The 24,623-nt window shown below is 68.4% G+C and carries 24 protein-coding genes; 15 read left to right on the top strand and 9 right to left on the bottom strand.

Features of this window, described 5'->3' with window-relative positions; genetic code table 11:
- Positions 1-36: 36 nt before the first annotated feature.
- Positions 37-1,416 carry a chloride channel protein gene (locus SM757_RS16505; RefSeq protein WP_322466327.1) on the bottom strand — a complete coding sequence of 460 codons (1,380 nt, stop codon included), beginning with the start codon at positions 1,414-1,416 and terminating at the stop codon, positions 37-39.
- Between the two features lie 294 nt (positions 1,417-1,710).
- Here SM757_RS16505 and SM757_RS16500 point away from each other — a divergent pair, with 294 nt between their 5' ends.
- The gene (locus SM757_RS16500) at positions 1,711-2,208 is read left to right on the top strand and encodes a c-type cytochrome (protein WP_322466326.1); all 498 of its coding nucleotides are present in this window, start codon (positions 1,711-1,713) and stop codon (positions 2,206-2,208) included.
- Between the two features lie 82 nt (positions 2,209-2,290).
- Entirely contained in the window at positions 2,291-3,520 is a 1,230-nt protein-coding gene (locus SM757_RS16495; RefSeq protein WP_322466325.1) for an RtcB family protein, read from the top strand.
- Positions 3,521-3,548: 28 nt separating this feature from the next.
- Here SM757_RS16495 and SM757_RS16490 read toward each other — a convergent pair whose 3' ends face one another.
- The 3 genes from SM757_RS16490 to SM757_RS16480 form a co-directional block, all read right to left on the bottom strand.
- Positions 3,549-4,256, bottom strand: coding sequence for a phosphatase PAP2 family protein (locus SM757_RS16490; protein WP_322466324.1), 708 nt, complete (start codon positions 4,254-4,256; stop codon positions 3,549-3,551).
- 92 nt (positions 4,257-4,348) lie between these two features.
- On the bottom strand, positions 4,349-5,224 hold the full coding sequence (locus SM757_RS16485; RefSeq protein ID WP_322466323.1) for a pirin family protein: 876 nt from the start codon (positions 5,222-5,224) through the stop codon (positions 4,349-4,351).
- Positions 5,225-5,335: 111 nt separating this feature from the next.
- Positions 5,336-6,103: a TerC family protein gene (locus SM757_RS16480; protein ID WP_322466322.1), complete on the bottom strand. Its 768-nt coding sequence runs from the start codon at positions 6,101-6,103 to the stop codon at positions 5,336-5,338.
- 218 nt (positions 6,104-6,321) lie between these two features.
- Between SM757_RS16480 and SM757_RS16475 the strand changes: the two genes are divergently transcribed.
- The 4 genes from SM757_RS16475 to SM757_RS16460 all read left to right on the top strand — a co-directional run bounded on the left by SM757_RS16475 (position 6,322) and on the right by SM757_RS16460 (position 12,126).
- On the top strand, positions 6,322-8,316 hold the full coding sequence (locus tag SM757_RS16475) for an extracellular solute-binding protein (RefSeq protein WP_322466321.1): 1,995 nt from the start codon (positions 6,322-6,324) through the stop codon (positions 8,314-8,316).
- Positions 8,317-9,354 (top strand): microcin C ABC transporter permease YejB, encoded by a 1,038-nt coding sequence (locus tag SM757_RS16470; protein ID WP_322466320.1) that lies wholly within the window; start codon positions 8,317-8,319, stop codon positions 9,352-9,354.
- 79 nt (positions 9,355-9,433) lie between these two features.
- Positions 9,434-10,516, top strand: a complete 1,083-nt coding sequence (locus tag SM757_RS16465) for an ABC transporter permease (protein ID WP_322466344.1) — start codon at positions 9,434-9,436, stop codon at positions 10,514-10,516.
- Positions 10,513-12,126: an ABC transporter ATP-binding protein gene (locus SM757_RS16460; RefSeq protein ID WP_322466319.1), complete on the top strand. Its 1,614-nt coding sequence runs from the start codon at positions 10,513-10,515 to the stop codon at positions 12,124-12,126. The genes SM757_RS16465 and SM757_RS16460 overlap by 4 nt, the downstream gene beginning before the upstream one ends.
- 42 nt (positions 12,127-12,168) lie before the next feature.
- Here SM757_RS16460 and gstA read toward each other — a convergent pair whose 3' ends face one another.
- Positions 12,169-12,777 (bottom strand): glutathione transferase GstA, encoded by a 609-nt coding sequence (gstA, locus tag SM757_RS16455; RefSeq protein WP_322466318.1) that lies wholly within the window; start codon positions 12,775-12,777, stop codon positions 12,169-12,171.
- Between the two features lie 70 nt (positions 12,778-12,847).
- Between gstA and SM757_RS16450 the strand changes: the two genes are divergently transcribed.
- Positions 12,848-13,216 (top strand): glutaredoxin, encoded by a 369-nt coding sequence (locus SM757_RS16450; protein WP_066340822.1) that lies wholly within the window; start codon positions 12,848-12,850, stop codon positions 13,214-13,216.
- Between the two features lie 30 nt (positions 13,217-13,246).
- Here the strand turns inward: SM757_RS16450 and SM757_RS16445 are convergent, their stop codons facing one another.
- The gene (locus SM757_RS16445; RefSeq protein WP_322466317.1) at positions 13,247-13,501 is read right to left on the bottom strand and encodes a YkgJ family cysteine cluster protein; all 255 of its coding nucleotides are present in this window, start codon (positions 13,499-13,501) and stop codon (positions 13,247-13,249) included.
- A gap of 200 nt (positions 13,502-13,701) precedes the next feature.
- Between SM757_RS16445 and SM757_RS16440 the strand changes: the two genes are divergently transcribed.
- The 6 genes from SM757_RS16440 to SM757_RS16415 all read left to right on the top strand — a co-directional run bounded on the left by SM757_RS16440 (position 13,702) and on the right by SM757_RS16415 (position 19,153).
- Positions 13,702-14,658, top strand: coding sequence for a PDC sensor domain-containing protein (locus SM757_RS16440; protein ID WP_322466316.1), 957 nt, complete (start codon positions 13,702-13,704; stop codon positions 14,656-14,658).
- A 21-nt stretch (positions 14,659-14,679) separates the two neighbouring features.
- Positions 14,680-14,967, top strand: a complete 288-nt coding sequence (locus tag SM757_RS16435; RefSeq protein ID WP_322466315.1) for a DUF2061 domain-containing protein — start codon at positions 14,680-14,682, stop codon at positions 14,965-14,967.
- A 53-nt stretch (positions 14,968-15,020) separates the two neighbouring features.
- Entirely contained in the window at positions 15,021-17,003 is a 1,983-nt protein-coding gene (gene mnmG / locus SM757_RS16430; protein WP_322466343.1) for a tRNA uridine-5-carboxymethylaminomethyl(34) synthesis enzyme MnmG, read from the top strand.
- Positions 17,004-17,007: 4 nt separating this feature from the next.
- On the top strand, positions 17,008-17,661 hold the full coding sequence (rsmG, locus tag SM757_RS16425) for a 16S rRNA (guanine(527)-N(7))-methyltransferase RsmG (RefSeq protein ID WP_322466314.1): 654 nt from the start codon (positions 17,008-17,010) through the stop codon (positions 17,659-17,661).
- A 64-nt stretch (positions 17,662-17,725) separates the two neighbouring features.
- On the top strand, positions 17,726-18,334 hold the full coding sequence (locus tag SM757_RS16420; RefSeq protein WP_322466313.1) for a LysE family transporter: 609 nt from the start codon (positions 17,726-17,728) through the stop codon (positions 18,332-18,334).
- A 48-nt stretch (positions 18,335-18,382) separates the two neighbouring features.
- On the top strand, positions 18,383-19,153 hold the full coding sequence (locus tag SM757_RS16415; RefSeq protein ID WP_066340812.1) for a ParA family protein: 771 nt from the start codon (positions 18,383-18,385) through the stop codon (positions 19,151-19,153).
- Positions 19,154-19,230: 77 nt separating this feature from the next.
- Here the strand turns inward: SM757_RS16415 and argC are convergent, their stop codons facing one another.
- Positions 19,231-20,172 carry an N-acetyl-gamma-glutamyl-phosphate reductase gene (gene argC, locus SM757_RS16410; protein WP_322466312.1) on the bottom strand — a complete coding sequence of 314 codons (942 nt, stop codon included), beginning with the start codon at positions 20,170-20,172 and terminating at the stop codon, positions 19,231-19,233.
- A gap of 47 nt (positions 20,173-20,219) precedes the next feature.
- Here argC and SM757_RS16405 point away from each other — a divergent pair, with 47 nt between their 5' ends.
- Both SM757_RS16405 and SM757_RS16400 read left to right on the top strand, forming a co-directional pair.
- On the top strand, positions 20,220-20,789 hold the full coding sequence (locus SM757_RS16405; RefSeq protein WP_322466311.1) for an RBBP9/YdeN family alpha/beta hydrolase: 570 nt from the start codon (positions 20,220-20,222) through the stop codon (positions 20,787-20,789).
- Complete coding sequence (locus SM757_RS16400; RefSeq protein ID WP_322466310.1) at positions 20,783-21,664, top strand: ParB/RepB/Spo0J family partition protein; 882 nt, start codon at positions 20,783-20,785, stop codon at positions 21,662-21,664. Before SM757_RS16405 ends, SM757_RS16400 begins: the two co-directional genes overlap by 7 nt.
- Before the next feature lie 77 nt (positions 21,665-21,741).
- Here SM757_RS16400 and otsA read toward each other — a convergent pair whose 3' ends face one another.
- Both otsA and otsB read right to left on the bottom strand, forming a co-directional pair.
- Positions 21,742-23,121, bottom strand: a complete 1,380-nt coding sequence (gene otsA / locus SM757_RS16395; RefSeq protein WP_322466309.1) for an alpha,alpha-trehalose-phosphate synthase (UDP-forming) — start codon at positions 23,119-23,121, stop codon at positions 21,742-21,744.
- 323 nt (positions 23,122-23,444) lie between these two features.
- Entirely contained in the window at positions 23,445-24,194 is a 750-nt protein-coding gene (gene otsB, locus SM757_RS16390; protein WP_322466308.1) for a trehalose-phosphatase, read from the bottom strand.
- Positions 24,195-24,623 lie beyond the last annotated feature (429 nt).

Below are 24,623 nucleotides of genomic sequence, written 5' to 3'. Positions count from 1 at the left end.
TGCCCTGTTTTGGCAAGGCAATCTAAGTGGCCGCTTTCAAGCGTTCTTTGAAGATTCCGCTGCCGGCGCTGCTGGCTCCGGCGCGTTCACCACCTCCAGCCGCTTCAACTGCAGCTCCGCCAGCGCCTCGTACAGCGGGCGGCTGATCTGGCGCGACACCAGGCTGGCGGTCATGGAGGCCGCCATGAGGCTGAGCACCATGGCGTGGCCGTCCACCATCTCCATGACGATGATGAAGGCGGTGATGGGCGCCTGCGTCACCGCCGCCAGGAAGGCCGCCATGCCCATGGCGATGAGCGCGGGCGCCAGGGCCGGCTGCTGCATCAGCGAGGCGACGTCGTGCCCGACGCCCGCGCCTATGGACAGCGAGGGCGCGAAGATGCCTCCCGGCACGCCCGCCCAAGCCGAGAGCCAGGTGGCGGCGAACTTCAGCACCACGAAGATCACGGGCTGGTGCTGCGTGCCCTCGCCGCCTTCCAGCAGGGCGCGCGTGTGCTCGTAGCCGCTGCCGAAGGTCGCGCCGCCGGTGGCCGCGCCTATGGCGGCCACGGCCAGCGCGCAGCCGGCGGCAAAGCGGATCGGGTATTGCCGCCGCCAGGCGCTGAAGCGGTCCGCCGTGCCGGCGGTGGAGGCGATCAGCAGCCGCGCGAACAGCCCGCCCAACAGGCCGCCGAGCAGCGTGACCAGCAGGCCTGGCGCGAGCACGTCCCAGTCCAGCGGCGGCACGTGGATGATGCCGAAGTAGGTGAAATTGCCGAACACCGAGACAGCCATCAGGCCGGCCAGGACGATGGCGGCGATGAGCAGGCCGCTGCTGCGCTGGTTGAGGTTGCGCGAGAGCTCCTCGATGGCGAAGAGCACGCCGCCCAAGGGCGTGTTGAAGGCCGCGGCGATGCCTGCCGCCCCGCCGGCCACCAGCAGCCCGTGCGCGTTGATGACGGTGCGCGTGGACAGCCAGCGCCGCGCCGCCAGCATCACGCCCGCGGCCACCTGCACCGACGGGCCCTCGCGCCCAATGGACAGCCCCGCCAGCAGCCCGGCCGAGGACAGCAGCACTTTCACCAGGCTCAGCTTGAGCGACACGAACAAGCCGTATTGCGGCGGCGGCGTGGCCGTGTCCAGCGCGGCCATGACCTGAGGGATGCCGGAGCCGGCCGCCCCGGGAAACCACTTGCGCGTGGCCCACACGATGGCGGCCACGCACAGCGGGCCGGTGACGAACAGCGCCCACGGGGCGGCGTGCCACAGCTTTTCGAACAGGCGCAGCGCCTGGTCGGTCAGCAAGGTGAAACCCACCACCAGCAGCCCGGCCGCAGCGGCGGCGGCCAGGACGATGGCCCTGTCCAGCCAAGGCCGCCAGTCCACCAGCTCCGTGCGCAGGTTTCTGAGGATGTCCGGCTCGTGCTGGTGCTGCATGGTTTTGTTCTGTGAGGCGCCGGGCACGCCGTGCGTGCGCCGGCGCAGTGCGGCGGGAAAAGCCGCCCAGGGCGAGCAAAGTCCACGCCCGCGCCCGGCGGCCGCGGGATTGTGGTGGCCGAGCGGACAATCGCGTCCCAAGTCCTGGCACGGCTGCAGACCCTGCACGCCGCAACGCCCTGGGCAGCGCCTGCAGCGGCGCGACCAGCGCCCGCTGTGCTCCCGGATCAAGGGGAGGTGCCGCGAGGCTGGCACGCTGTGAGCTGTGAGACCGACCGGGAAGCCTTGGTGCCGATGAAATTTCGCTCGCTTGTCCTTGCCGCCGCTGCCGTGAGCAGCGTGGGGGTGGCCGTTGTCCTGTTCCAGCGCCATGCCGTGCCCGCACCGCCGCCGCACGCGCCGCTGCTGCGGCCTGACGACCGGTTGCTGGTGGGCAAGGGCGAGCGCATCTACCAGGTGCGCTGCGCCGTCTGCCACGGCGCCAACCTGGAGGGCCAGGCCGACTGGCGCGAGCCGGACGTCAACGGGCTGATGCCCGCGCCGCCGCACGACGAGAGCGGCCACACCTGGCACCACCCGGACGAGCAGCTGTTCAAGCTCACCAAGCTGGGCATCGCCAAGGCCGCGGGGCTCAAGGACTACAAGACGGCCATGCCGGCGTTCGAGGGCGTGCTCAGCGACGAGGACATCGTCGCCGTGCTCTCCTTCATCAAGTCGCGCTGGCCGGCGAGCGTGCGCGAGAAGCACGACAGGATCAACGCGCAGTACGAGGCGGCCAAGACGCAGCCCTGAAGGCGCAAGCCCCGGCGGCACGGCGGCTGCCCGCGGCCAGAGGGTGAGCCGCGCGGGACGCATCGAAGAGAAAGGAGCCGCCATGGCCAAGGCCACACACAAGGACTACGAGGAGCAGGCGGTCGAAGGCGGCGTGCCGCTGAAGATGTGGACGCGCGGCGTGCCGGTGGAGGACGCGGCGCGGCAGCAACTGGCCAACGCGGCCAAGCTGCCCATCGTCTTCCACCACGTCGCGGCCATGCCGGACGTGCACCTGGGCATAGGCGCGACGGTGGGCTCGGTCATCCCGACCGTGAAGGCCATCATCCCGGCCGCCGTGGGCGTGGACATCGGCTGCGGGATGATCGCCGCGCGCACCACGCTCAGCGCCGCGGACCTGCCGGACCACCTGGGCCCGCTGCGCAGCGCCATCGAGCACGCCGTGCCGCATGGCCGCGCCCCGGGCGCGCGCGACCCCGGCGCATGGCGCGACGTGCCGCCGCCCGTGGACGCCGCCTGGGCCGCGCTGGCGCCGGAGTTCAAGGAGATCTGCCGCGGCCACCCCAAGCTGGAGAAGACCAACCAGCGCGTGCACCTGGGCACGCTGGGCACGGGCAACCATTTCATAGAGGTCTGCCTGGACGAGGCGGATGCCGTGTGGTTCATGCTGCATTCCGGCTCGCGCGGCGTGGGCAACGCCATAGGCACGCATTTCATCGAGCTGGCCAAGCAGGACGCCCTGCGCCACCAGGCCAACCTGCCCGACCGCGACCTGGCCTACCTGGAGGAGGGCTCACGCTACTTCGGCGACTACGTGCGCGCGGTGGGGTGGGCGCAGCGCTTCGCGGCCACGAACCGGGAGCTGATGATGAAAGCCGTGGTGGCCGCGGCGCGCAAGGTGATCCGCAAGCCGTTCGACGTGCAGACCGAGGCGGTGAACTGCCACCACAACTACGTGCAGCGCGAGCGGCACTTCGGCCAGGACGTGTGGGTCACGCGCAAGGGCGCGGTGAGCGCGCGAGAGGGGGAGCTGGGCATCATCCCGGGCAGCATGGGCGCGCGCAGCTTCATCGTCCGCGGCAAAGGCAACCCCGAGAGCTTCCGCAGTTGCTCCCACGGCGCGGGCCGCAGCATGAGCCGCACGGAGGCGAAACGCCGCTTCACCGTGGCCGACCAGCGCGCCGCCACCGAGGGCGTGGAATGCCGCAAGGACAAGGACGTGATCGACGAGATCCCGCACGCCTACAAGGACATCCAGGCGGTGATGGCGGCGCAGGACAGCCTGGTGGAAGTGGTGCACACGCTGCGGCAGGTGGTGTGCGTGAAGGGGTGAGGCGCCGCCGGCTGGGCGCCGGGCTGCCTTACTCCACCACCCGCATGCGCCCCATCACCAGCGGCCCCGTGAAATAGCCCGGCAGCGGCCGGCCCTCGCGCTGCAGCTCGTGGCGGTAGTCGCGCAGCATCTGCCAGCGCGTGTAGGGCTCGTCGCGGCCGGAAAGCGCCACGGACAGCCGCATGACCATGCTGTGCGTCTGCGAGGGCGGGGCGTCGCTGACGGTGAGCGTCATCCACGCCAACACCCCGTAGACCAGCAGCCGCGACGCGTGCACCCGCGGCACGTGCATGCCGCGCAGCGCCAGCAGCGCGGTGCCCAGGCCCAGGATGAAGCCCAGCAGCGCCTCCGAGGGCGAGTGCGCCAGCACCTGCACGCGCGACACCGCGATCAGCGCCGCCAGCGCCGTGCCGCCCAGCACGGCCGCGCGCTGCAGGCGCGGCCCGGCGTCGGCCACCAGCACCCGCACCAGCACCGGCAGCACCGCCGCGGCGAACATGGAGTGGCCGGAGATGCCGGTGAAGTTCAGCGGCGCATAGCCCATCTCCCAGCCGAAGAAGGCGACCTTGTTGGCCGTGGTCACCAGCGCCGACACCGCCGTGCAGCCGCCCCACACCAGCGCCGCGCGCGGCGTGTGCGAGCGCAGCGACAGCCACAGCAGCGTGGCCAGCATGGCGGGCAGCAGGATCTGGGCTTCGCCCAGGCGCGTCAGCAGGTTCCAGGAGACTTCGGTCATGGCAGCCGCGCGGCCCGCGCGGAAGGGATACAAGGCGGCGCGAGCTTAAGGGACGCCCCCGCCGCGCGCGCCGTAAAACTTCGGGATTCCCCCTAGACGAACCGGCCTGCGCGGAAATCCTCCACGGCCTGAAAAATCTGTTCGTTGCTGTTCATGACGAAGGGCCCGTACTGCGCGATGGGCTCGTTGAGCGGCTGCCCGGCGATCAGCAGCGCCCGCGCGCCCTCGGCGCCGGCACGCATCCGCACGCCGTCGCTGCCCGCGTCGTTGCGCAGGAGGGCCATGCGCTGCACGGCCACCGGCGTGTCCGCCACGTCCAGCGCACCGCGGTAGACGTAGATGAAGGCGTTGTGCGCGGCCGGCAGGGCCTGCTCGAAGGCGGCGCCCGCGGGCAGGTGCAGGTCCAGGTACAGCGGCTCGGTGCGCTCGCGCTGCACGGCGCCGGCCACGCCGTGGCTGGCGCCGGCGATGACGCGCACGCGCACGCCCTCGGCCGTCTGGAGCTCGGGGATCTGCCCGGAGGCGATGTCCCGGTAGCCCGGCTCGCACAGCTTCTGGTCCGACGGCAGGTTCAGCCAGAGCTGAAAGCCTTCCATGCGGCCTTCCTGCTGCTCGGGCAGCTCGCTGTGCACCAGGCCGCGGCCGGCCGTCATCCACTGCACGCCGCCGTTTTCCAGCAGGCCCTCGTGGCCGGCGCTGTCGCGGTGGCGCAGGCGCCCGGCAATCATGTAGGTCACGGTCTCGAAGCCGCGGTGCGGGTGGTCGGGGAAGCCGGCGATGTAGTCGTCGGGGTTGTCGGTGCCGAAGGCGTCCAGCATCAGGAAGGGGTCCAGCCGGCGCTGCAGCGGCTGCGTCAGCACGCGGGTGAGCTTCACGCCCGCACCGTCGCTGGTCGGGGTGCCGGCGAGCACGCGCTCGACGTGGCGCGGGTGGCGGACGAGGTCGGGGGTGGCGGTGTTGGTGTCCATGCGGGTCACTGTAGGTGCCGCGCAAGGCCTTGGCATTGCACGCGTGTGCATGCCGGGTTCCATGAAACGAAAAGGCCGCCCGCAGGCGGCCTTGGCAGCACAGGGCAGGGCTCAGCGCGGCGGGTGGGCCGGGCCGTGCGCGTGGGGCGCCTGCTGCAGCGCCGCGGGCCGGTCGGTGCGCTTGCGCAGCCGGATGTTGAGCATCTCCACCACCAGCGAGAAGAACATCGCGAAGTAGATGTAGCCCTTGGGCACGTGGTGGCCGAAGCCGTCGGCCAGCAGCACCACGCCCACGGCCACCAGGAAGGACAGCGCCAGCATCTTGATGGTCGGGTGCTCCGACACGAAGCGGCCGATCGGCCCGGCGAAGACCATCATCATCCCCACCGAGGCGACGACGGCGGCAATCATCACCGCCACCTCGTCCACCATGCCCACCGCGGTGATGATGGAGTCCAGCGAGAACACCAAGTCGATCACCATGATCTGCAGGATCACGCCGCCGAAGCTGGCGGCCACGGCCTTGGAGGCGTGCTCCTCCTCGCCGGCAAAGGACTGGTGGATCTCGCCGGTGCTCTTCCAGATCAGGAACAGGCCGCCCAGGATGAGGATGAGGTCGCGCCCCGAGATCTCCTGGTTGAGCACCGTGAACAGCGGCTCCACCAGCCCAACGATCCACGACAGCAGCAGCAGCAGGCCGATGCGCATGAACATGGCCATGAACAGGCCCAGGCGCCGGGCGAACTCGCGCCGCTCGGCGGGCAGCTTATCGACCAGGATGGAGATGAAGATGATGTTGTCTATGCCCAGCACCAGCTCCAGCGCGGTGAGCGTGAAGAAGGCGATCCAGGTTTGAGGGTCGGTGAGCAGTTCCATCACGGGGGTTCTCCGGCGGATTTTTGAAGTGAGCCAGGGCGGCGCGGCGCCCGCGCAAAAGACGTTTCGAGTGCGCGGTCGGGCGGGCGTTCCCATTGCAGCCGGCATGCCCGGCCACTTCAGGGGTCCAGGTCCGCGCATTGCCGCCGGCGCGCCATTTCGCGCATGATCAGCGCGCCTCATCCAACCCCCCGGACCCACGGGTCCGACCGTTGACAACGATGCCCGATAAACCTGCCGCGCCGCCGCGGCGTGACCGGCGCCGCGCCGCGGCGCTGCTGCTGTCCTCCAGCCTGTGGCCGGCCTGGCCGGCGCTGGCCGCCATGGCCTCCTCCCGCGCCGCCGCCGCGCCGGCGTCCAGCCCCTCCAACGCCCAGGGCGCCAACGGCGCCGCGCCGCCGGACGCCGAAGGCGCCGCCGCCGAGGGCGGACGCTGGGTGCACGCCCTGGCCACCTTCGGCGAGCCCAAGTACCCGGAAAACTTCACCAGCTTCGAGTACGTGCGGCCGGACGCGCCCAAGGGCGGTGTGCTGAAGCTGCGCAACCCGGACCGGCGCACCAGCTTCGACAAGTTCAACCCCTTCACGGTGCGCGGCAACGCGCCGGCGGGGGTGTCGATCTACATGTTCGAGAGCCTGTGCACCGGCGCGGACGACGAGCCGCAGACCATGTACGGGCTGCTGGCCGAGCGCTTCATCGTGGCGCCGGACAAGTCCAGCATCACCTTCCGGCTCGACCCGCGCGCGCGCTTCTGGAACGGCGACCCCGTGACGGCCGAGGACGTGAAGTTCAGCTTCGAGCGCCTGACCAGCAAGCAGGCCTCGCCCGCACTGGTGCAGACCTACGCCCCGGCCGGGCCCGTGACGGTGCTGGACGAGCGCACGGTGCGCTTCGGCATCAAGGACCGCAGCCTGGACACCGTCTTCCTCGTCGGCGGCCTGCCCGTGTTCTCGCGCAAGTGGGGCTTGGGCGCGGACGGCAAGGTGAAACCCTTCGATCAGGTCGTGGGCGAGTACCCCATCACCACCGGCGCCTACGTCATCGACCGCGTGGACATGGGCCGGCGCATCGAGTTCAAGCGCAACCCGGACTATTGGGCCAAGGAGCACCCCACGCGGCGCGGCTGGTTCAACTTCGACCGCGTGGTCTACCGCATGTACAAGGACGGCTCGGTGGCGTTCGAGGCCTTCAAGACCGGCGAGTACGACATCCACAAGGAGTACAGCTCGCGCGCCTGGGCGCGCCAGCACAAGGGGCCGAAGTGGGACGACGGGCGCATCGTCAAGAACGACTTCGAGACCGCCACCGGCCAGGGCCTGCAAAGCCACCAGTTCAACACCCGGCGCGAGCTGCTGAGCGACCGGCGCGTGCGCGAGGCCATCGCCCTGGCCTACGACTTCGAGCGCATCAACCGCTTCGGCCTGCTCAAGCGCGCCTACAGCGTGTTCAACAACTCGGAGTTCGCGGCCGAGGGGCTGCCCTCCGCGGGCGAATTGAAGCTGCTGGAGCCCTACCGCAAGGCGCTGCCGCCGGAAGTGTTCGGCCCGGCCTTCCGGCCACCCAGCACCGCCGGCGGCGCGGCGGACTTGCGCCGCAACCTGCTCAAGGCGCGTGCGCTGCTGGAGGACGCGGGCTGGAAGCTCGACGGCGACGGCCTGCTGCGCAACGCGCAGGGGCGCGCGCTGGAGCTGGAATACCTCAACCCGGGCGAGACGGGCGGGCGCATCTCGGACTGGCAGAAGAACTGCGAGAAGCTGGGCATCACGCTCAAGGAGCGCAACGTGGACTTCGCGCTCTACCGCAACCGGCTGGAGAACTACGACTTCGACGTCATCACCATCGTCGAAGGCAAGTTCACCCTGCCCAACGCCGCCGGCTACATCACCAGCTACGGCTCGCAGGCGGCGGACGAGAAGGGCAACGGCAACTTCCGCGGCATCAAGAGCCCGGCGCTGGACCACATCCTGGCCGTCATGTCCAAGGTGCAGACCCTGGCCGAGCTGCGCGACTGCTGCCGGGCCATGGACCGCATCGTGATGTGGAACCACTGGCAGGTGCCGGACGTGTACGTCTCGGCCGAGCGGGCCTCGTACTGGAACCGCTTCGGCATCCCGGCCAAGCAGCCGCTGTACTTCGGCATAGACACGGCGGGCGAGAACAGCGCCTGGCCGGTCATGTGCTGGTGGATCAAGGACAGGAACAAGGAGCAGGCCTGAATGCTCGGCTACATCTTCAAGCGGCTGCTGCTGATGATCCCCACGCTGCTGGGGGCGCTCACCATCACCTTCGCCGTCATCCAGTTCGTCCCCGGCGGGCCGGTGGAGCAGCTCCTGGCCGAGGCGCGCGCCACGCAAAAGGGCGGCGACAGCGACGTCTACAAGGCCGGGCGCGACAGCGACGCCAAGCAGCTCGCCGAGCTCAAGAAGCTCTACGGCTTCGACAAGCCCGCGCACGTGCGCTACTTCGAGATGCTGGGCCAGTTCGCGCGCTTCGACCTGGGCAAGAGCTTTCTGCAGAACAAGGACGTGTGGCAGCTCATCAAGGAGAAGCTGCCTGTCTCCGTGTCGCTTGGGCTGTGGACCTTCTTCATCTCCTACCTGATCTCCATCCCGCTGGGCGTGGCCAAGGCGGTGCGCGAGGGCACGCGCTTCGATGCGCTGACCACCATGGCGGTGCTGGTGGGCTACGCGATCCCGGGCTTCGTGCTGGGCGTGTTGCTCATCGTCTTGTTTGCCGGCGGCACCTTCTTCGAGGTGTTCCCGCTGCGCGGGCTGACCTCGGACAACTGGGAGGAACTCGCCTGGCCGGCGCGCATCGCCGACTACTTCTGGCACCTGACGCTGCCGCTGATCTGCCTGGTGATCGGCAGCTTCGCCGTCATGACCATGCTGACCAAGAACACCTTCGTCGAGGAGATGCGCAAGCAGTACGTGCTGGTGGCGCGGGCCAAGGGCCTGTCGCAGCGCCGCGTGCTCTACAAGCACATCTTCCGCAACGCGCTCATCCCGCTGGTCACGGGCTTCCCGGCGGCTTTCATCGGCGCCTTCTTCGCGGGCTCGGTGCTCATCGAAACGCTGTTCTCGCTGGATGGGCTGGGCCTGCTGGCCTATGAGTCCGTGGTGCGGCGCGACTACCCGGTGGTGCTGGGCTCGCTCTACCTCTTCACGCTCATCGGCCTGGTGGTGAAGCTGGTCTCGGACCTGATGTACGTGGTGGTCGATCCGCGCGTGCAGTTCGGCAGCGTGGGCAAGTGAGGCGCGCGGCATGAGCTCCCAACCCATTCTTCCCGCCACCCCCGCCGCCGCCCAGGGCAGCGACCGCCCCGTCGACCTGATGGCCCAGCCGCCCGCGGGCGCGGCGGCCGATGCCGCGGTGCTCGCGCCCATCGCGGCCGGTGCCCGGCGCTCGCCCAACCAGCGCGCCTGGGCCCGTTTCAAGCGCAACCGCCTGGGCTACGTGTCGCTGTGGGTGTTCATCGCCATGCTGGTGTTCTCCACGCTGGCCGAGTTCGTGAGCAACGACCGCCCGCTGGTGGCGCGCTACGAGGGCCGCTGGTTCTTCCCCGTCGTGAGCAATCCGCCGGAAGACGCGTTGGGCGGCGACTTCGCCACGCCCACGGACTGGAAGGACCCCTTCATCGCCGCGCAGTTCGACAAGCCCGGCAACTGGCGGCTGGGCACGCTCAACCCGCACTCGGCCTCGTCCACGGACTACTTCTCGAAGGAGCCCGACCCCGCGCCGCCGGGGGGGCTCAACCTGCTGGGGACGGACAGCCAGGGGCGCGACATGGTGGCGCGGCTGCTTTACGGCTTCCGGGTGAGCATCTGGTTCGGCCTGGCGCTCACTGCCGTGGGCACCGTGCTGGGCGTGCTGGCCGGCGCGCTGCAGGGCTACTTCGGCGGCAAGCTCGACCTCACCATGCAGCGCGTCATAGAGGTCTGGGGCGCGGTGCCGGAGCTGTACCTGTTGATCATCTTCGCCTCCATCTTCGAGCCCTCGCTGCTGCTGCTGCTCATCCTGCTGTCGCTGTGGGGCTGGATGGGGCTGTCGGACTACGTGCGCGCGGAGTTCCTGCGCAACCGCTCGCTGGACTACGTGAAGGCGGCGCGGGCGCTGGGCCTCTCGAACCGGCAGATCATCTTCCGCCACGTGCTGCCCAACTCGCTCACGCCGGTGATCACGTTTTTGCCCTTCCGCATGAGCGGCGCCATCCTGTCGCTGACCTCGCTGGACTTCCTGGGCCTGGGCGTGCCGCGCACGGTGCCCTCGCTGGGTGAGCTGCTCAACCAGGGCAAGGCCAACCTGGATGCCTGGTGGATCATCGTCCCGACCTTCGTACTGCTCGTGATCACGATGCTGCTGCTGACCTTCATCGGCGACGCGCTGCGCGACGCCTTCGACACCCGCAAGTCATGAGCATGGACGACGTGAAGGCAACGCCAGCCCTGCTGGACGTGCAGCACCTGACGGTGCGGTTCGGCGACCACGCGGTGGTCAACGACGTGAGCTTCCAGGTCCGCCCGCGCGAAAAGTTCGCGCTGGTGGGGGAGTCGGGGAGCGGCAAATCCATCACCGCGCTGTCGGTGCTGCGGCTGGTGGACGGGGCGCAGACCCGTGGGGCGATCCGCTTCGGCGGCGAGGACCTGGTGGCCCTGAGCGAGCGGCGCATGCGGGCCTTGCGCGGGCGCGACATCGGCATGATCTTCCAGGAGCCCATGACGGCGCTGAACCCGCTCTACAGCGTGGGCAACCAGATCGCCGAGGTGCTGGAGCTGCACGAGGCGCTGCGGCCCAACGCGGCGCGGGCTCGCGCCATAGAGCTGCTGGAGCGCACCGGCATCCCCGAGCCGCAGCGGCGGGTGGACGCCTTTCCGCACGAGCTCTCCGGCGGCCAGCGCCAGCGCGCCATGATCGCCATGGCGCTCGCCTGCAAGCCCAAGCTGCTCATCGCCGACGAGCCCACCACGGCGCTGGACGTGACCATCCAGGCGCAGATCCTGGCCCTGCTGGACGAGCTGCAGGCCGAGATGGGCATGGCGCTGCTGTTCATCACGCACGACCTCAACCTGGTGCGCCGCTTCACGCACCGCGTGGGCGTGATGGAGCGCGGCCGCCTGGTGGAGTCCGGCGACACCGCCGCCGTCTTCGCCGACCCGCAGCACGCCTACACCCGCAAACTGCTGGGCAGCCGCCCGCGCCGCGTGGTGATGCCCGTGCCGCCGGACGCGCCCGCGCTGCTGCAGGCGCAGGACGTGCGCGTGCACTTTGCGCGCAAGGGCTCGTGGTTCCGCAAGCTGCCGCCCTTCGAGGCGGTGAAGGCCGCCACGCTGGAGCTCAGGCGCGGCGAGACGCTGGGTATCGTGGGCGAGTCCGGCTCCGGCAAGACGACGCTGGGCATGGCGCTGCTGGCGCTGCAGCCCATCGCGGGCGGGCAGGTGCGCTTGGGCGAGCGGCGCATCGACGATGCAGGCCGCGATCAACTCCGCGCCATGCGCCGGCGCATGCAGGTGGTCTTCCAGGACCCGTTCGGCTCCCTGAGCCCGCGCATGACCGTGGGCCAGATCGTGGACGAAGGTTTAGCCCTGCACCAGCCGCAGCTCAGCCGCGGCCAGCGCGAGGAGCGTGTGCTGAAAATGCTGGACGAGGTGGGCCTGAGCGAGCGCCACGGCGTGGCCGACGTGCTGCAGCGCTACCCGCACGAGTTCAGCGGCGGGCAGCGCCAGCGCATCGCCATTGCGCGCGCAGTGGTGCTGGAGCCGGAGCTGCTGGTGCTGGACGAGCCGACCTCGGCGCTGGACGTGTCGGTGCAGCAGCAGGTACTGTCGTTGCTGGCACAACTACAGCAGCGCTATGGCATGAGCTATGTGTTCATCAGCCACGACTTGGCCGTGGTGCGTGCCATGTCGCACCGCGTGGTCGTGATGCGCCAGGGCGAGATGGTGGAGCAGGGCGAGGCGGAGTCCCTCTTCAGCGCGCCGCGCCAGCCCTACACGCAGGAGCTGCTGGCGGCGGCGCGGCTGGCGTAGCGGACAAGGGCGGCACGGGCTCGCCGGGCCGCCCGCGCGGGCTTACTTGATCAAGCCCTCGTGCTTCATCGCCGCCTGTACGCTGGGACGCTCCTGCATGCGCTGGCGGAAGGCCTGCAGGTTGGTCAGGTCTGCTATCTCCACCTTGGTGAAATCGGCCCAATTGGTGACGGTGAACAGGTAGGCGTCGGCCACGGTGAAGTCGTCGCCCATGAGATAGGCCTTGCCGGCAAGCTGGCCGTCCACCCATTGCAGCTTCTGGCGCAGCCGGGTGCGGTGGATCTCCTTGGCTTCGTCCGGCATGCCGGGCGTGAAGAAGACGCCGAAGCTCTTGTGCAGCTCGCTGGTGATGAAGTTGAGCCACTCCATCAGCCGGTAGCGGGCCAGGGTGCCGAAAGGCGGCGCCAGCTTGCGGTCGGGCACCTGGTCGGCCAGGTACTGGACGATGGCCGGGCCTTCGGTGAGGCGCTCGCCGCTGTCGAGCTCCAGCAGCGGCACGGAGCCCTTGGGGTTGATGGCGTAGTAGTCGGTGCCGTCCTGCAGCTTGTGCGACTTGGTGCTGGCCAGCACCAGCTCGCAGGGCAGGCCGGCTTCGTGCAGGACGATGTGCGGGCTGAGTGAACAGGCGCCGGGACTGTAGTACAGCTTCATCCAATCTCCTTCGTTCGAGGGGGGCGCTTACGATAGCCGCTGTTACGGCCCTTCGCTTCGAGTCGCCCCAATGCCGCGTTCCATCCTTTCAGAAGACCGCCTGCACCCCGCCATTCGCGCTCAGGTGGCCTCGTTGCATGCCGACGTCGTCCAGGAGGTGCTGCGCGCGGTGGCTGCGCACCCCGTGGTGGTGGTCGGAATGGCGCAAAACCCTTTCCCCAAGCGCGCACGCCGTGCGCTGGACCGCGCCGGCATCGCGCACTTCGACCTGGATTACGGCAGCTACTTCAGCCAGTGGCGCCGGCGCAACGCGCTCAAGATGTGGACGGGCTGGCCCACCTTCCCCATGGTGTTCGTCCGCGGCCAGATGGTGGGCGGCGCGCAGGACCTGGACAAGCTCCTCGCCAGCGGCGAGCTGCAGCGGCTGCTGCAGGGCTGAGGCCACAGCCGCCTCCAGGGCGGCGTGCGCTCACGGCGCGGTCTGCTGCTCCAGCCACAGCAGGCCGTGCAGGGCCTGCTCGGCCGACCCGGCGCACATGCCGGGCGAGGGCTTCAGCGAGGCGCACACGGGCGGGCGGCGCGGATCGCCAAAGATGGCGCAGCGCAGGTCCGGCAGCAGTTGCGCACAGCGCACGCCGGCCGGCTTGCCCTGCGGCATGCCGGGAATGGGGCTGGAAATGGAAGGCGCGATGCAGCAGGCACCGCAGCCCGGACGGCAATCCATGGGTTGAGGCAAAGCGGCCCGCCATGTGGGCCAACCCCCGATTGTCCCGCGTCAGTGTTGGCCCTGGCCCGGGCCGGCTTGTCAGCTTCGGTCAATGCTGCGCTGGCAGCATGCCTGCATCCTCACTGCGGCTGCATTCGCTTTTCTCTCGTCCTGCCATGCGGCACCCCCATGCCGCACTGCACCTTCCCCGCCTCCCGATGCGAGCCCGTCGCCTGCTCCCCTGGTCCATTCCCGCCGCTGCCGTGCTGGCCTGCGGCGCGTACTGGACCCAACTGCTTCACACGCAGGAGCGGGCGCGCGACCGTGCGCTGCATACCGCGGCGGCGCGTGCCGCGCACCTGGCCGACACGCTGGCGCTGCAGGCCGAGACGCTGGTGCAGTCGGCGGATTTCGTCTTGTCCACCATGGGCGCGCAATGGGGGGATCGGCAGCCGTTGCCGCCCCTGCCTTATCCGCCGGGCGCCGTACTGCAGTTGGGCGTGCTGGACGGCAAGGGCAAACTGCAGTCGCAGGACGGCAGCGTGGCGCGCGTGGTGATCGATGGCCTGCCGGCGTCCGCGCCCGGGCTGTCGGTTGGCGCGCCGGCGCGCCAGCCCGTGGCCGGCGCGGTGAGCTTCGTGCGCCCGCTGCCAGGTCAGGGCCAGGCTCAGGTGCTGCTGACCTTGTCGCCCAACTACCTCACGGGGTTGCTGCGGCGCCTGCAACCGTCACGCGGCGACCTGCTGCTGCTGGCGCGGACCGACGGCGTGGCCGTGGCGCGCAGCGACGGGCTGGTGGAGCCGCTGCCTTTCCCGGTGGGACCACTGTTCGAGCATGCGCCGCGCACGGACGAAGTGCTCAGCCAGGCTTGGCCTGCGGAAGACGGCCGGCGTATTCTGGGATGGCAGCGCGTGGGTAACACGCCGCTGCTGGCGCTGGCCGCCGTGGACGAAGCCGGCGCCTTGCGTGGCGTGCAGGCCGAGCAGGCCACGGCCCGGCGCCGCGCCGGCCTGGGCAGCGCCGCCGTGCTGGTCATGGCTGGCGTGCTGAGCCTGTTGCTGCGCCGCCGCCAACGCCGCCGTACCACCGCCGCGTCCGCGGCAGCCAAACCCCTCGGCAAGCCCGCAGGCGCTCATACGGCCACGCCGGCCAATTCCGCATCCACACCGGCCTGACAGTTAAAAGCTATTGACATCATGGTGTCAATTGAATGGCGCAAAACCTTGCCCATCGCCACCATGGACTCCGTAACCCAAGTGAACTGGATGGAGAACGGCATGGCCAAGACCGCGGCTTTCGGTGTGATGCACGTCTGCACGGCTTTTGGGGTCAGCTACGCCCTGACGGGCAGTATGACGGTGGCGGGTGCAGTGACCGTGGTGGAGCCCGTGGTGAACATGGTTGGGCACTATTTTTTCGATAAGGCGTGGGATAAGCACATGGGACATGCCCCCGCGGCGGGGCAGGCAGCCTCGCAACCTTAAAATTAAGAGTTTGCCACTTTCATGAGGCCGTCGCGGGAGCGACGGTGTCCGCCGTGCTGCATCCCCAGGAATTTGAGGTCATCGTCGTCGGCGGTGGCCACGCAGGCACCGAGGCGGCGCTGGCCGCGGCTCGCATGGGCTGCCGCACGCTGCTGCTGACCCACAACATCGAGACGCTAGGCCAGATGAGCTGCAACCCGTCCATAGGCGGGATAGGCAAGGGACATCTGGTCAAGGAGGTGGACGCCCTGGGCGGCGCCATGGCCGGGGCGACCGATGAGGCGGGCATCCAGTTCCGCATCTTGAATGCGAGCAAGGGTCCGGCCGTGCGTGCCACGCGGGCGCAGGCCGATCGCATCCTGTACAAGGCCGCCATCCGCCGCCGCCTGGAGAACCAGCCCAACCTGTGGCTGTTCCAGCAGGCCGTGGACGACTTGATGGTGGAGGGCGACCGCGTGGTGGGGGCCGTCACGCAGATCGGCCTGCGCTTCCGTGCTCGCACCGTGGTGCTGACGGCCGGTACTTTCCTGGACGGCAAGATCCACGTCGGCCTGCAGAACTACAGCGCCGGCCGCGCGGGCGACCCGCCGGCGGTGAGCCTGTCGGCCCGGCTCAAGGAATTGAAGCTGCCGCAGGGGCGGCTGAAGACCGGCACGCCGCCGCGCATCGACGGGCGCAGCATCGATTTTTCCAAGCTCACCGAGCAGCCCGGCGACCTGGACCCGGTGCCGGTGTTCAGCTTCATGGGACATGCGTCGCAGCACCCCCAGCAATTGCCTTGCTGGATCACGCATACCAACCAGCGCACGCACGACATCATCCGCAGCGGTTTTGACCGCAGCCCAATGTTCACGGGCGTGATCGAGGGCGTCGGGCCGCGCTACTGTCCGAGCATTGAAGACAAGATCAACCGCTTCGCGGACAAAGACTCGCACCAGATTTTTCTGGAGCCGGAAGGGCTGACCACGCACGAGTTTTATCCCAACGGCATCTCGACCTCGTTGCCCTTCGACATCCAGCTCGCTGCGGTGCATTCCATGCCGGGCCTGGAGAACGCGCATATCCTGCGCCCGGGCTACGCCATCGAGTACGACTACTTCGATCCGCGTGAGCTGTCGACCAGCTTCGAAACCCGCGCCATCAAGGGCCTGTTCTTCGCGGGCCAGATCAACGGCACTACCGGCTATGAGGAAGCGGCGGCCCAAGGCTTGTTCGCCGGACTCAATGCTGCGCTGCAGTCCCAGGACAAAGCGCCCTGGCTGCCGGGCCGCGATCAAGCTTATCTTGGCGTGTTGGTGGATGACCTCATCACGCGCGGCGTGAGCGAGCCTTACCGCATGTTCACCAGCCGCGCTGAGTTCCGCCTGCAACTGCGTGAGGACAACGCCGATCTGCGTCTCACCGAGGAAGGTCGCCGTTTGGGCCTGGTGGGTGATGAGCGTTGGGATGCTTTCAACCGCAAGCGCGACGCTGTTTCACGTGAAACACAGCGCCTGCGCCAGACCTGGGTACACCCGCGCTGGCTGGCGGCTGAGCAGGGTGAAGCCTTGTTGGGCAAGGCGATTGAACGTGAGTACCCCCTTGTCGACTTGCTGCGTCGACCCGGTGTGGACTGGGACAAGGTGGCAACGGCCGACGCGCTGGTGAAGCAGGCACGCAGCAGCGAGGAGGCGCCTGTTTCACGTGAAACACTGCGCGCTGAACTTGGGGAGGAACTGGCTGACGCCGTCATCGAGCAGGTGGAGATTGGCGTCAAGTACGCCGGCTACATCGACAAGCAGCAGGAAGAAGTGCAGCGCGCGGCGCAATACGAGAAGCTGCCCTTGCCGGAGGATCTGGATTATTCCGAGATCGCGGCCTTGTCCTTTGAAGTGCGCCAAAAGCTGGCCAAGCACCGTCCGGCGACCTTGGGCCAAGCTTCGCGCATCTCGGGCATCACCCCAGCCGCCATTTCGCTGCTGCTGGTGCACCTGCGCAAGGGCAGTTGGAAAGAGTTCAAGACGGCCCTGCCCGTGACGAACGACCAGACGGGCTGAACTCATGGAACAAGCTGAAGAACTGCGCATTGCCGCGCTGGTGGAACAACTGGGTTTGCCTGCCGATGAGGCCCAGTTGCGCCGGATCGCCGAGTACCTTGCCTTGCTGCAGCGCTGGAACAAGTCCTACAACCTCACCGCGCTGCGCGACCCGGCCCAGATGTTCACGCACCATTTGGCCGACTGCCTCGCGGCTTTGCCGCCGCTGCAGCGGGCACTGGCCGCACGGCCGGCGCAGCAGTTGACATTGCTGGATGTGGGCAGCGGTGGGGGCTTGCCCGGTGTGCTCATTGCCATCTTGTGCCCGCAGCTCCAGGTGAGCTGCGTGGATACGGTGGGCAAGAAGGCAGCGTTCATCCGCCAGGCCGGCGCCGAGTTGGGCCTGCGCAACCTGCGAGCCGAGCATGCCCGGGTGGAGCAATTGCCCAGTCGCTACGACATCATCACCAGCCGCGCCTTTGCCACTTTGGCTGACTTCGTGGCCTTGACCCGGAACCGCTTGGCGCCGGATGGCCTGTGGATGGCCATGAAGGGCAAGCAGCCGGACGACGAAATTTCGGTGTTGCCGGGCGACGTGGACGTGTTTCACGTGGAACCTTTGCAGGTTCCAGGTTTGGATGCGGAACGTTGCTTGATTTGGATGCGCCCGCGGCGCTGAGACGGGACAATCACGGTTTCCGTTCCGGACGGGCCGGGCGGGCCACGAACCTTTGGAGGAGAGCATGCTCGGCATAGACGTCGGCGCCTTCTGCGCGGCCGTGGTCCTGTTTCTGGCCTTGCCTGGACCAGGGACTTTCATGCTGCTCAGCAGCACGGGGCAGGGCGGGTTCAACGGTGGTGCGGCGGCGACGCTTGGGCTGATCCTGGGTGATCAGGTGTTGCTGTGGTTGGCGGTAGCCGGCGTGGCGGCACTGCTGGCAGCCAATCCGCTGTTGTTCAAGGGCCTGCAGATCGCCGGTGCGGCTTACCTGGGCTGGCTGGGCTTGAAAATGCTGCTGGCCCGCGACGGTGATGGCGCCTTGCCCGTGCGCGTGACGCCGGGCCATTACCTGCGCCAGGGGCTGCTGATCACGCTGTCCAACCCCAAAGCCATCGTTTTCTACATGGCCTTTTTCCCGCTGTTCATAGACCCGGGCCGCCAGCAAGGCGTCTGGACGTTTGCCTTCATGGCGCTGCTGATTGCGTCCATCACGGCCTTGTGGTGCCTGACGCTCTGCGCCGGTGCGCAAGCCTTGTCTGCCTACGTGCGTGCGCATCGCCGCTTGGCACGCACGCTGCAGCGCCTGGCCGGCCTGGCGCTGCTGGGTTTTGGCTTGCGCCTGGTGCGCTGATTCAATGCACCGGCTTCCACTCCACCATCACAACAATCACCCCTGACCATGGCCAAGATCTTTTGCATCGCAAACCAGAAGGGTGGCGTGGGCAAGACCACCACCGCCGTCAACCTCGCCGCCGGCTTGGCGCGCATAGGCCAGCGCGTGCTGGTGGTGGACCTGGACCCGCAGGGCAACGCCACCATGGGCTCCGGCGTGGACAAGCGCACCCTGGAGCACAGCGTGTACGAGGTGCTGCTGGAAGCCGTATCCGTGGCCGAGGCGCGCGTGCATGCGGAAAAGGCCGGCTACGACGTGTTGGGCGCCAACCGCGAGCTCTCTGGCGCCGAGGTGGAACTGGTCGGGGTGGAGCGCCGTCAGGACAGGCTGCGCGGCGCGTTGGCGGCCTGTGACGCAGACTATGACTTCGTGCTGGTCGATTGCCCCCCGTCGCTGAGCCTGCTCACGCTCAATGGCATGTGTGCGGCACATGGCGTGGTCGTCCCCATGCAATGCGAGTATTTCGCGCTGGAAGGGCTGACGGATCTGGTCAACACCATCAAGCAGATTCACGCCAGCCTGAACCCTCGGCTGCAAATCATCGGCCTGCTGCGGGTGATGTTCGATCCGCGCATGACGCTGCAGCAGCAGGTCAGCGAGCAGTTGAAAGTGCACTTCGGTGACAAGGTCTTTGACAGTGTCATTCCGCGCAACGTGCGTCTGGCCGAGGCGCCCAGCTACGGCCAGCCGGGCGTGGTGTTCGACCCGGCTGCCAAGGGGGCACAGGCCTACGTGGAGTTTGCGCAGGAGCTGGTCAAGCGCTGCGCCAAGCGCTGAATCTGTCGATCCCATGCGCCCATGAAAAAGCCGCCCGCAGGCGGCTCTTGAAGGCCCTGCAAGGGCCGGTGTAGCGCTTACAGGCCCAAACCCTCGTCCAGGCCCAAATGAATGTTCATGGACTGTACCGCGGCACCGCTGGCACCCTTGCCCAGGTTGTCCAGGCGCGCCATGACGATGGCTTGCTGCCCGTTGGCGAAGACGGCGATGTCCACTCGGTTGGTGTCGTTGTTGGCCTGCACGTCGAAGAAGCCGCCATCGAGGTTGGCCGCATCGCCCAGGGGCAGGACCTTGATGAAGCGCTCACCCTCGTAATGCGCCTCATAGGCCGCATGCAGCCGCTGTGCGTCGGTGCCGGCGGCCAGTTGCGAGAGGTGCAGCGGCACGCTCACGCACAGTCCCTTGAGGAAGGGGCCGACCACGGGCATGAATACCGGCGTGGTCTGCAGCCCCGTGTGCGCCGTCATCTCCGGAATGTGCTTGTGCGCCAGCGTCAGCCCGTAGGGGCGCGGCGAGGCCAGTTTTGCATTACCGCCAGCCTCGTACTCGGCGATCATGCTTTTGCCACCGCCGGAATAGCCCGTCAGCGAGGTGGCCGACAGCGGCAGCGTGGGCGCGACGATGCCGGCGTCTATGAGCGGACGCAGCAGCAAAATGAAGGCCGTGGAGTGGCAGCCCGGGTTGGAGATGCGCTTGGACTCGCGGATCAGCTCGCGCTGCCCCTTGGCCAGCTCCGGCAGGCCGAAGACCCAGCCCGGCGCCGTGCGGTGCGCGGTGCTGGCATCGATCAGGCAGGACTTGGGATTGCGCACCAGCGAGGCCGCTTCGCGCGAGGCGGCATCCGGCAGGCACAGGAAGGACACCGCGGCCGCATCCAGCAGCCGGGCCCGCTCGGCCGGGTCCTTGCGCTTGTCGGGATCAATGCGCAGCAACTCGACGTCGTCGCGCTGCGCCAGGTACTCATGGATGCGCAGGCCGGTGGTGCCCTCTTGCCCATCCACGAACACGGTATGTTTCATCTTCGCCTCTCCACTTCGAGCAAACGTAAAAGGATAAGCCAAGCCCCATGGATGACTTGCAAGTGCTGATCCTGCCCGGCTGGCAGGGATCCGGCCCCGAACACTGGCAAAGCCGCTGGGAGCAGCGCCACGGCTTTACCCGCGTGCAGCAGGACGACTGGCTGTGGCCGCGCCGCGGCGACTGGATGACGCAACTGGAAGAGGCCGTGCTGAGCCGCCGGGGCCCGCTGCTGCTGGCCGCACACAGCCTGGGCTGCCAACTGGTGGCCGCCTGGGCCGCGCATTCGCGCCACACCGACCGCGTCGCCGGCGCGCTGCTGGTGGCGCCGCCTGACGTGGAACGCGACGACATGCCGCCCAACGTGTACTCCTGGCGGCCCATCGTCCGCTGGCGCCTGCCCTTCGCGGCCGTGGCGGTCGTGAGCTCCAACGATGCCTATTGCGCGCCTGAGCGTGCCGCCGGCATGGCGCACGACTGGGGCGCCCGCTTGGTGGAGGTGGGCGCGGCTGGCCACATCAATGCCGACTCCGGCCTGGGCGACTGGGCACAAGGTCTCGAACTGTTGCGCCAAGTGGGGATGGCGGGTGGCCTATCGCCGACAATCACGCCATGGTGACGAAGAAACCCAAGGGGCTGGGACTGGGCCTCGAAGCCTTGCTTGGGCCGCGTGTGGAAGCGCCTGAAGCGCCTCCATCGGCCCTGAAGCTGGAACTGCTGCTGCCCGGCCGCTATCAGCCGCGCACGCGCATGGACGAAGGCTCGCTTTACGAGCTGGCCGAAAGCATCAAGAGCCAGGGCGTGATGCAGCCCATCCTCGTGCGCCCGGCGCAGGAGGGACGCTACGAGATCATCGCCGGCGAGCGGCGCAGCCGCGCGGCCAAGCTCGCCGGGCTGGACGAGGTACCGGTGCTGGTGCGCGAGGTGCCGGACGAATCGGCCGCCGTGATGGCGCTGATCGAAAACATCCAGCGCGAAGATCTCAACCCGCTGGAAGAGGCCCAAGGCCTGCAGCGCCTGATCAACGAGTTCAACCTGACGCACGAGCAGGCCGCCCGCGCCGTGGGCCGCTCGCGCAGCGCCGCCAGCAACCTGCTGCGCCTGCTCAACCTGTGCCCGCAGGTGCAGCAAATGCTCATGGCCGGCGACCTGGACATGGGCCACGCGCGCGCGCTGCTGTCGGTGGATGCGGCGCAGCAAATCCTGCACGCCAACGAGATCGTGGCCCGCAAGCTCTCGGTGCGCGAGGCGGAAAAACTCGTCGCCCGCCAATCGGCGCCGGCCAAGCCCAAGCCCGGTCCACAGGCACCGCAGGACAAGTCGCGCGATCTGCAGCGCATCGAGGAACTGCTGGCCGATGCGCTCACCGCCGCGGTGGAAATCCGCATCCGCCGCAAGACGCTGCGTGGCGAAAAGGGCGAAATCGCCATCGCCTTCGGCTCGCTGGACGAGCTCAACGGCCTGCTGGACAAGCTGGGCGTCAAGGAAGGCTGAAAAGCTGCCGCAGCGGCATCAGTGTGCTGATGGCTTGCGCAGGCAAGCTACCACTCCGGCACAGATAGGTGCTGCCGCTACTGCTGCAGTGATTCCAGGAAGCGGCGCTGCCACCAGTGCACGTCGTACTCGCGGATGTTGGCCAGCAGCCGCTGGTGGCGCGTCTGGCGCTCCTCCAGCGGCATGTGCAGGGCGTGCTGTATGGCGTCGGCCGTGCCGTCGCTGTCGTAAGGATTGACGAGCAGCGCGTCGCGCAACTGCTCGGCGGCGCCGGCAAAGCGCGAGAGCACCAGCACGCCGGGGTCGGCCTCGTCCTGGGCGGCAATGAACTCCTTGGCCACCAGATTCATGCCGTCGCGCAGCGGCGTCACCAGTGCCACGCGGCTGGCCCTGTAGAGGCCCGGCAGCCGCTTGCGCGCCACGGTGCGGTGGATGTAGCGGATGGGCATCCAGTCCAGCTCGCCGTAGTTGCCGTTGATGGAGCCGCACAGGCCCTCCAACTGGCGGCGCAGGTCGTTGTAGGCCCCCACCGTCTCGCGCGAGGGCGAGGCAATCTGTATGAGCGTGGCGCTGTTGCAGTTGCCCGGGTAGCGCTGCAGCAGGCTGCGCATGGCGCGCAGGCGCTGCGGCAGGCCCTTGGAGTAGTCCAGCCGGTCCACACCCACCAGCAGCCGGCGCTTGGCGTACTGGTCGCGCATGGTGGCCAGCGTTTCCTGCGCCTCGCGGCCCTGGGTGAGCGAGGCGAACTCGTCCACGTCTATGCCGATGGGAAAGGCCTGCACGCGCAGCTCGCGGCCGAAGGCGCTGAAGCGGCCGTCGGCCGCCTGCTCGGCCTGGGCCTCGGTGTAGACGTAGCGCGCGAAGTGGTTGAGGTCGGTCTGGCTTTGCAGGCCCACCAGGTCGTAGGCGAAGAGGGCGCGTATGAGCCATTCGTGCGCCGGGATGGCGGCCATGATCAGCGGCGGCGGCAGCGGAATGTGCAGGAAAAAACCTATGCGCTGGCGGCAGCCCAGGGAGCGCAGCTCCTCGGCCAGCGGGATGAGGTGGTAGTCGTGCACCCAGATCAAGTCGTCCGGGCGCAGCAGCGGCAGCACTTGCTGCGCGAACATGCGGTTCACGCGCCGGTAGCCGCCTATGTAGCCGGCATCGAAGTCGGCCAGATCCAGCCGGTAATGGAACACAGGCCACAGCACGCCGTTGGAGTAGCCCAGGTAGTAGGCGTCGTGGTCCTCCTGGGTGAGGTCCACGGTGGCCAGGGTGACGTCACCGGCACGCTGCACGTGCAATTGGGGCTGCGCCTGCGCGGCGGCATCGGTTTTCTCGACGATGTTGCCGCTCCAGCCGAACCAAAGGCCGCCGGTGGCGTTGAGCGCCTCGCCCAGCGCCACGGCCAAGCCGCCCGCCGCGGTTTTGCGCGGGTCGGCCACGCGGTTGGAGACAACGACCAATCGCGGCATGTCTGTTCTTCCTCTTTGCAGCACGCGCGGGGCGCATGCCTTTGCTTCCAATTTCCCGCCGCCGCCTTGCCGGCGCGGAACGGGCCCGTGCTGCGCCCAGGGCAGGCCATGTGCCTTGCCTTGGGCGTGTGCAGCGCCCGGCAAAGCCGGCATGAGCGCCTGCCTGCTCGACAGCCCGCGGCCGTTCAAGGCAACACCTGAGCCTTGCCGGGCAGAGGCACTGTCTGTGGGCGCGCTTGCCCTGTTGCGGTGCAGCGGGCAAACGGCGTGCGTGGCTCACGCTTGGCTTGCGGACGCGGCTGGAGATGCCGCTGGCGTATCGCCTAGCGTGATGCTGGAGAAGGAGTCGTCAGCGTTGCCAGCGCCTGCCGCAGCCAGGCTTGCAGCGCCGCCGGATCGCCCAGGCGGTGGTGTGCACAGGTATCGCCGGCGCCCACCTTGACGGCGATGCCGCCCAATGCCTGCACCGTCTCGAAAGCGGCCTCGTCAGTGACGTCGTCGCCAAAAAACCACGGACACCGGCCCTGGAAGGGCGCTTCCTCCAGGAAGGCGCGCACGGCGGCACCCTTGCCGGCAGCACGGGGTTTCATCTCCAGCACCTGCTTGCCGCGCATGAGCGCCATATCCGGCAGTTGCTGCAGCGCCTCCGTCATGGCGGTCAGGCATGGGGCTTCAAGCGACGGTGCCTGGCGGTAGTGCAGGGCGATGGCGCTGGACTTTTCTTCCAGCAGCAATCCCGGATGGGCTGCCACCAAGGCACGCAGGGCGGGCAGCACCTTGTCCAGCTTGGGCGCGGGCAGGCGGTGCCAGCGCCCGTCTGCGGCGCGCCGCTCGGCCCCGTGCACGCCCGCGGCCGGCAGTTGCAGCGGAGAGAGGAAATGGTCTATCTCGGCGATGGGACGGCCGGTGACGATGGCCAGTGCCCTGTCCAGCGCGCCGGCCAACTGGTCCAGCAAGGACGGGATGTCAGCGTGCACGGTGACGGCTTGCGGATGGGCAGCGATATCGGCCAGCGTGCCGTCGAAGTCCAGAAATACGGCACAAGCGGTGCTGGGAGGCGGCAATTCAGACATCCGGTCAGCCTAGCCGTCGGCGCCTACAGTGCCGAAAACGAATGCAACGGCCGCCGCAGGGGGATTGAACCTGCCCGTGGCTTGTGGCCCGGAAGGCGTTCAAAGTGCGGGAAAGCCCTCAGAACTCGCCCCATCGAAATGTGAACGAATGAGGCAAACAAGCGACGCGGTTGTAACGCGAACAAGACACAGCGTGCATGTCAGCCGCCGACAAGGCAGCATCGTTGAAATGGCTCATGCGGGCGCGCCAAACCTGCACCAGAAAGGAGGGACCCAGCGGGGCACGGTCCTTGCTGAGAGAGGGACAGGCGCTGTCGCAAGACCCGCCTTGTGAATCGCGCTGACTTTGGCTCCCTTGGAGGGACGATCACGCAAGCCACACGCTGAAGACCGGAAAGCTCTGATGGCGCCCGGGCCCGTACAGCCGGG

It is taken from the genome of Azohydromonas lata, assembly GCF_034427735.1.
Lineage (GTDB): Bacteria > Pseudomonadota > Gammaproteobacteria > Burkholderiales > Burkholderiaceae_C > Azohydromonas > Azohydromonas lata.
Note: the sequence above shows the minus strand (reverse complement) of the source record. Positions and strands in the feature narration are given on the sequence as shown.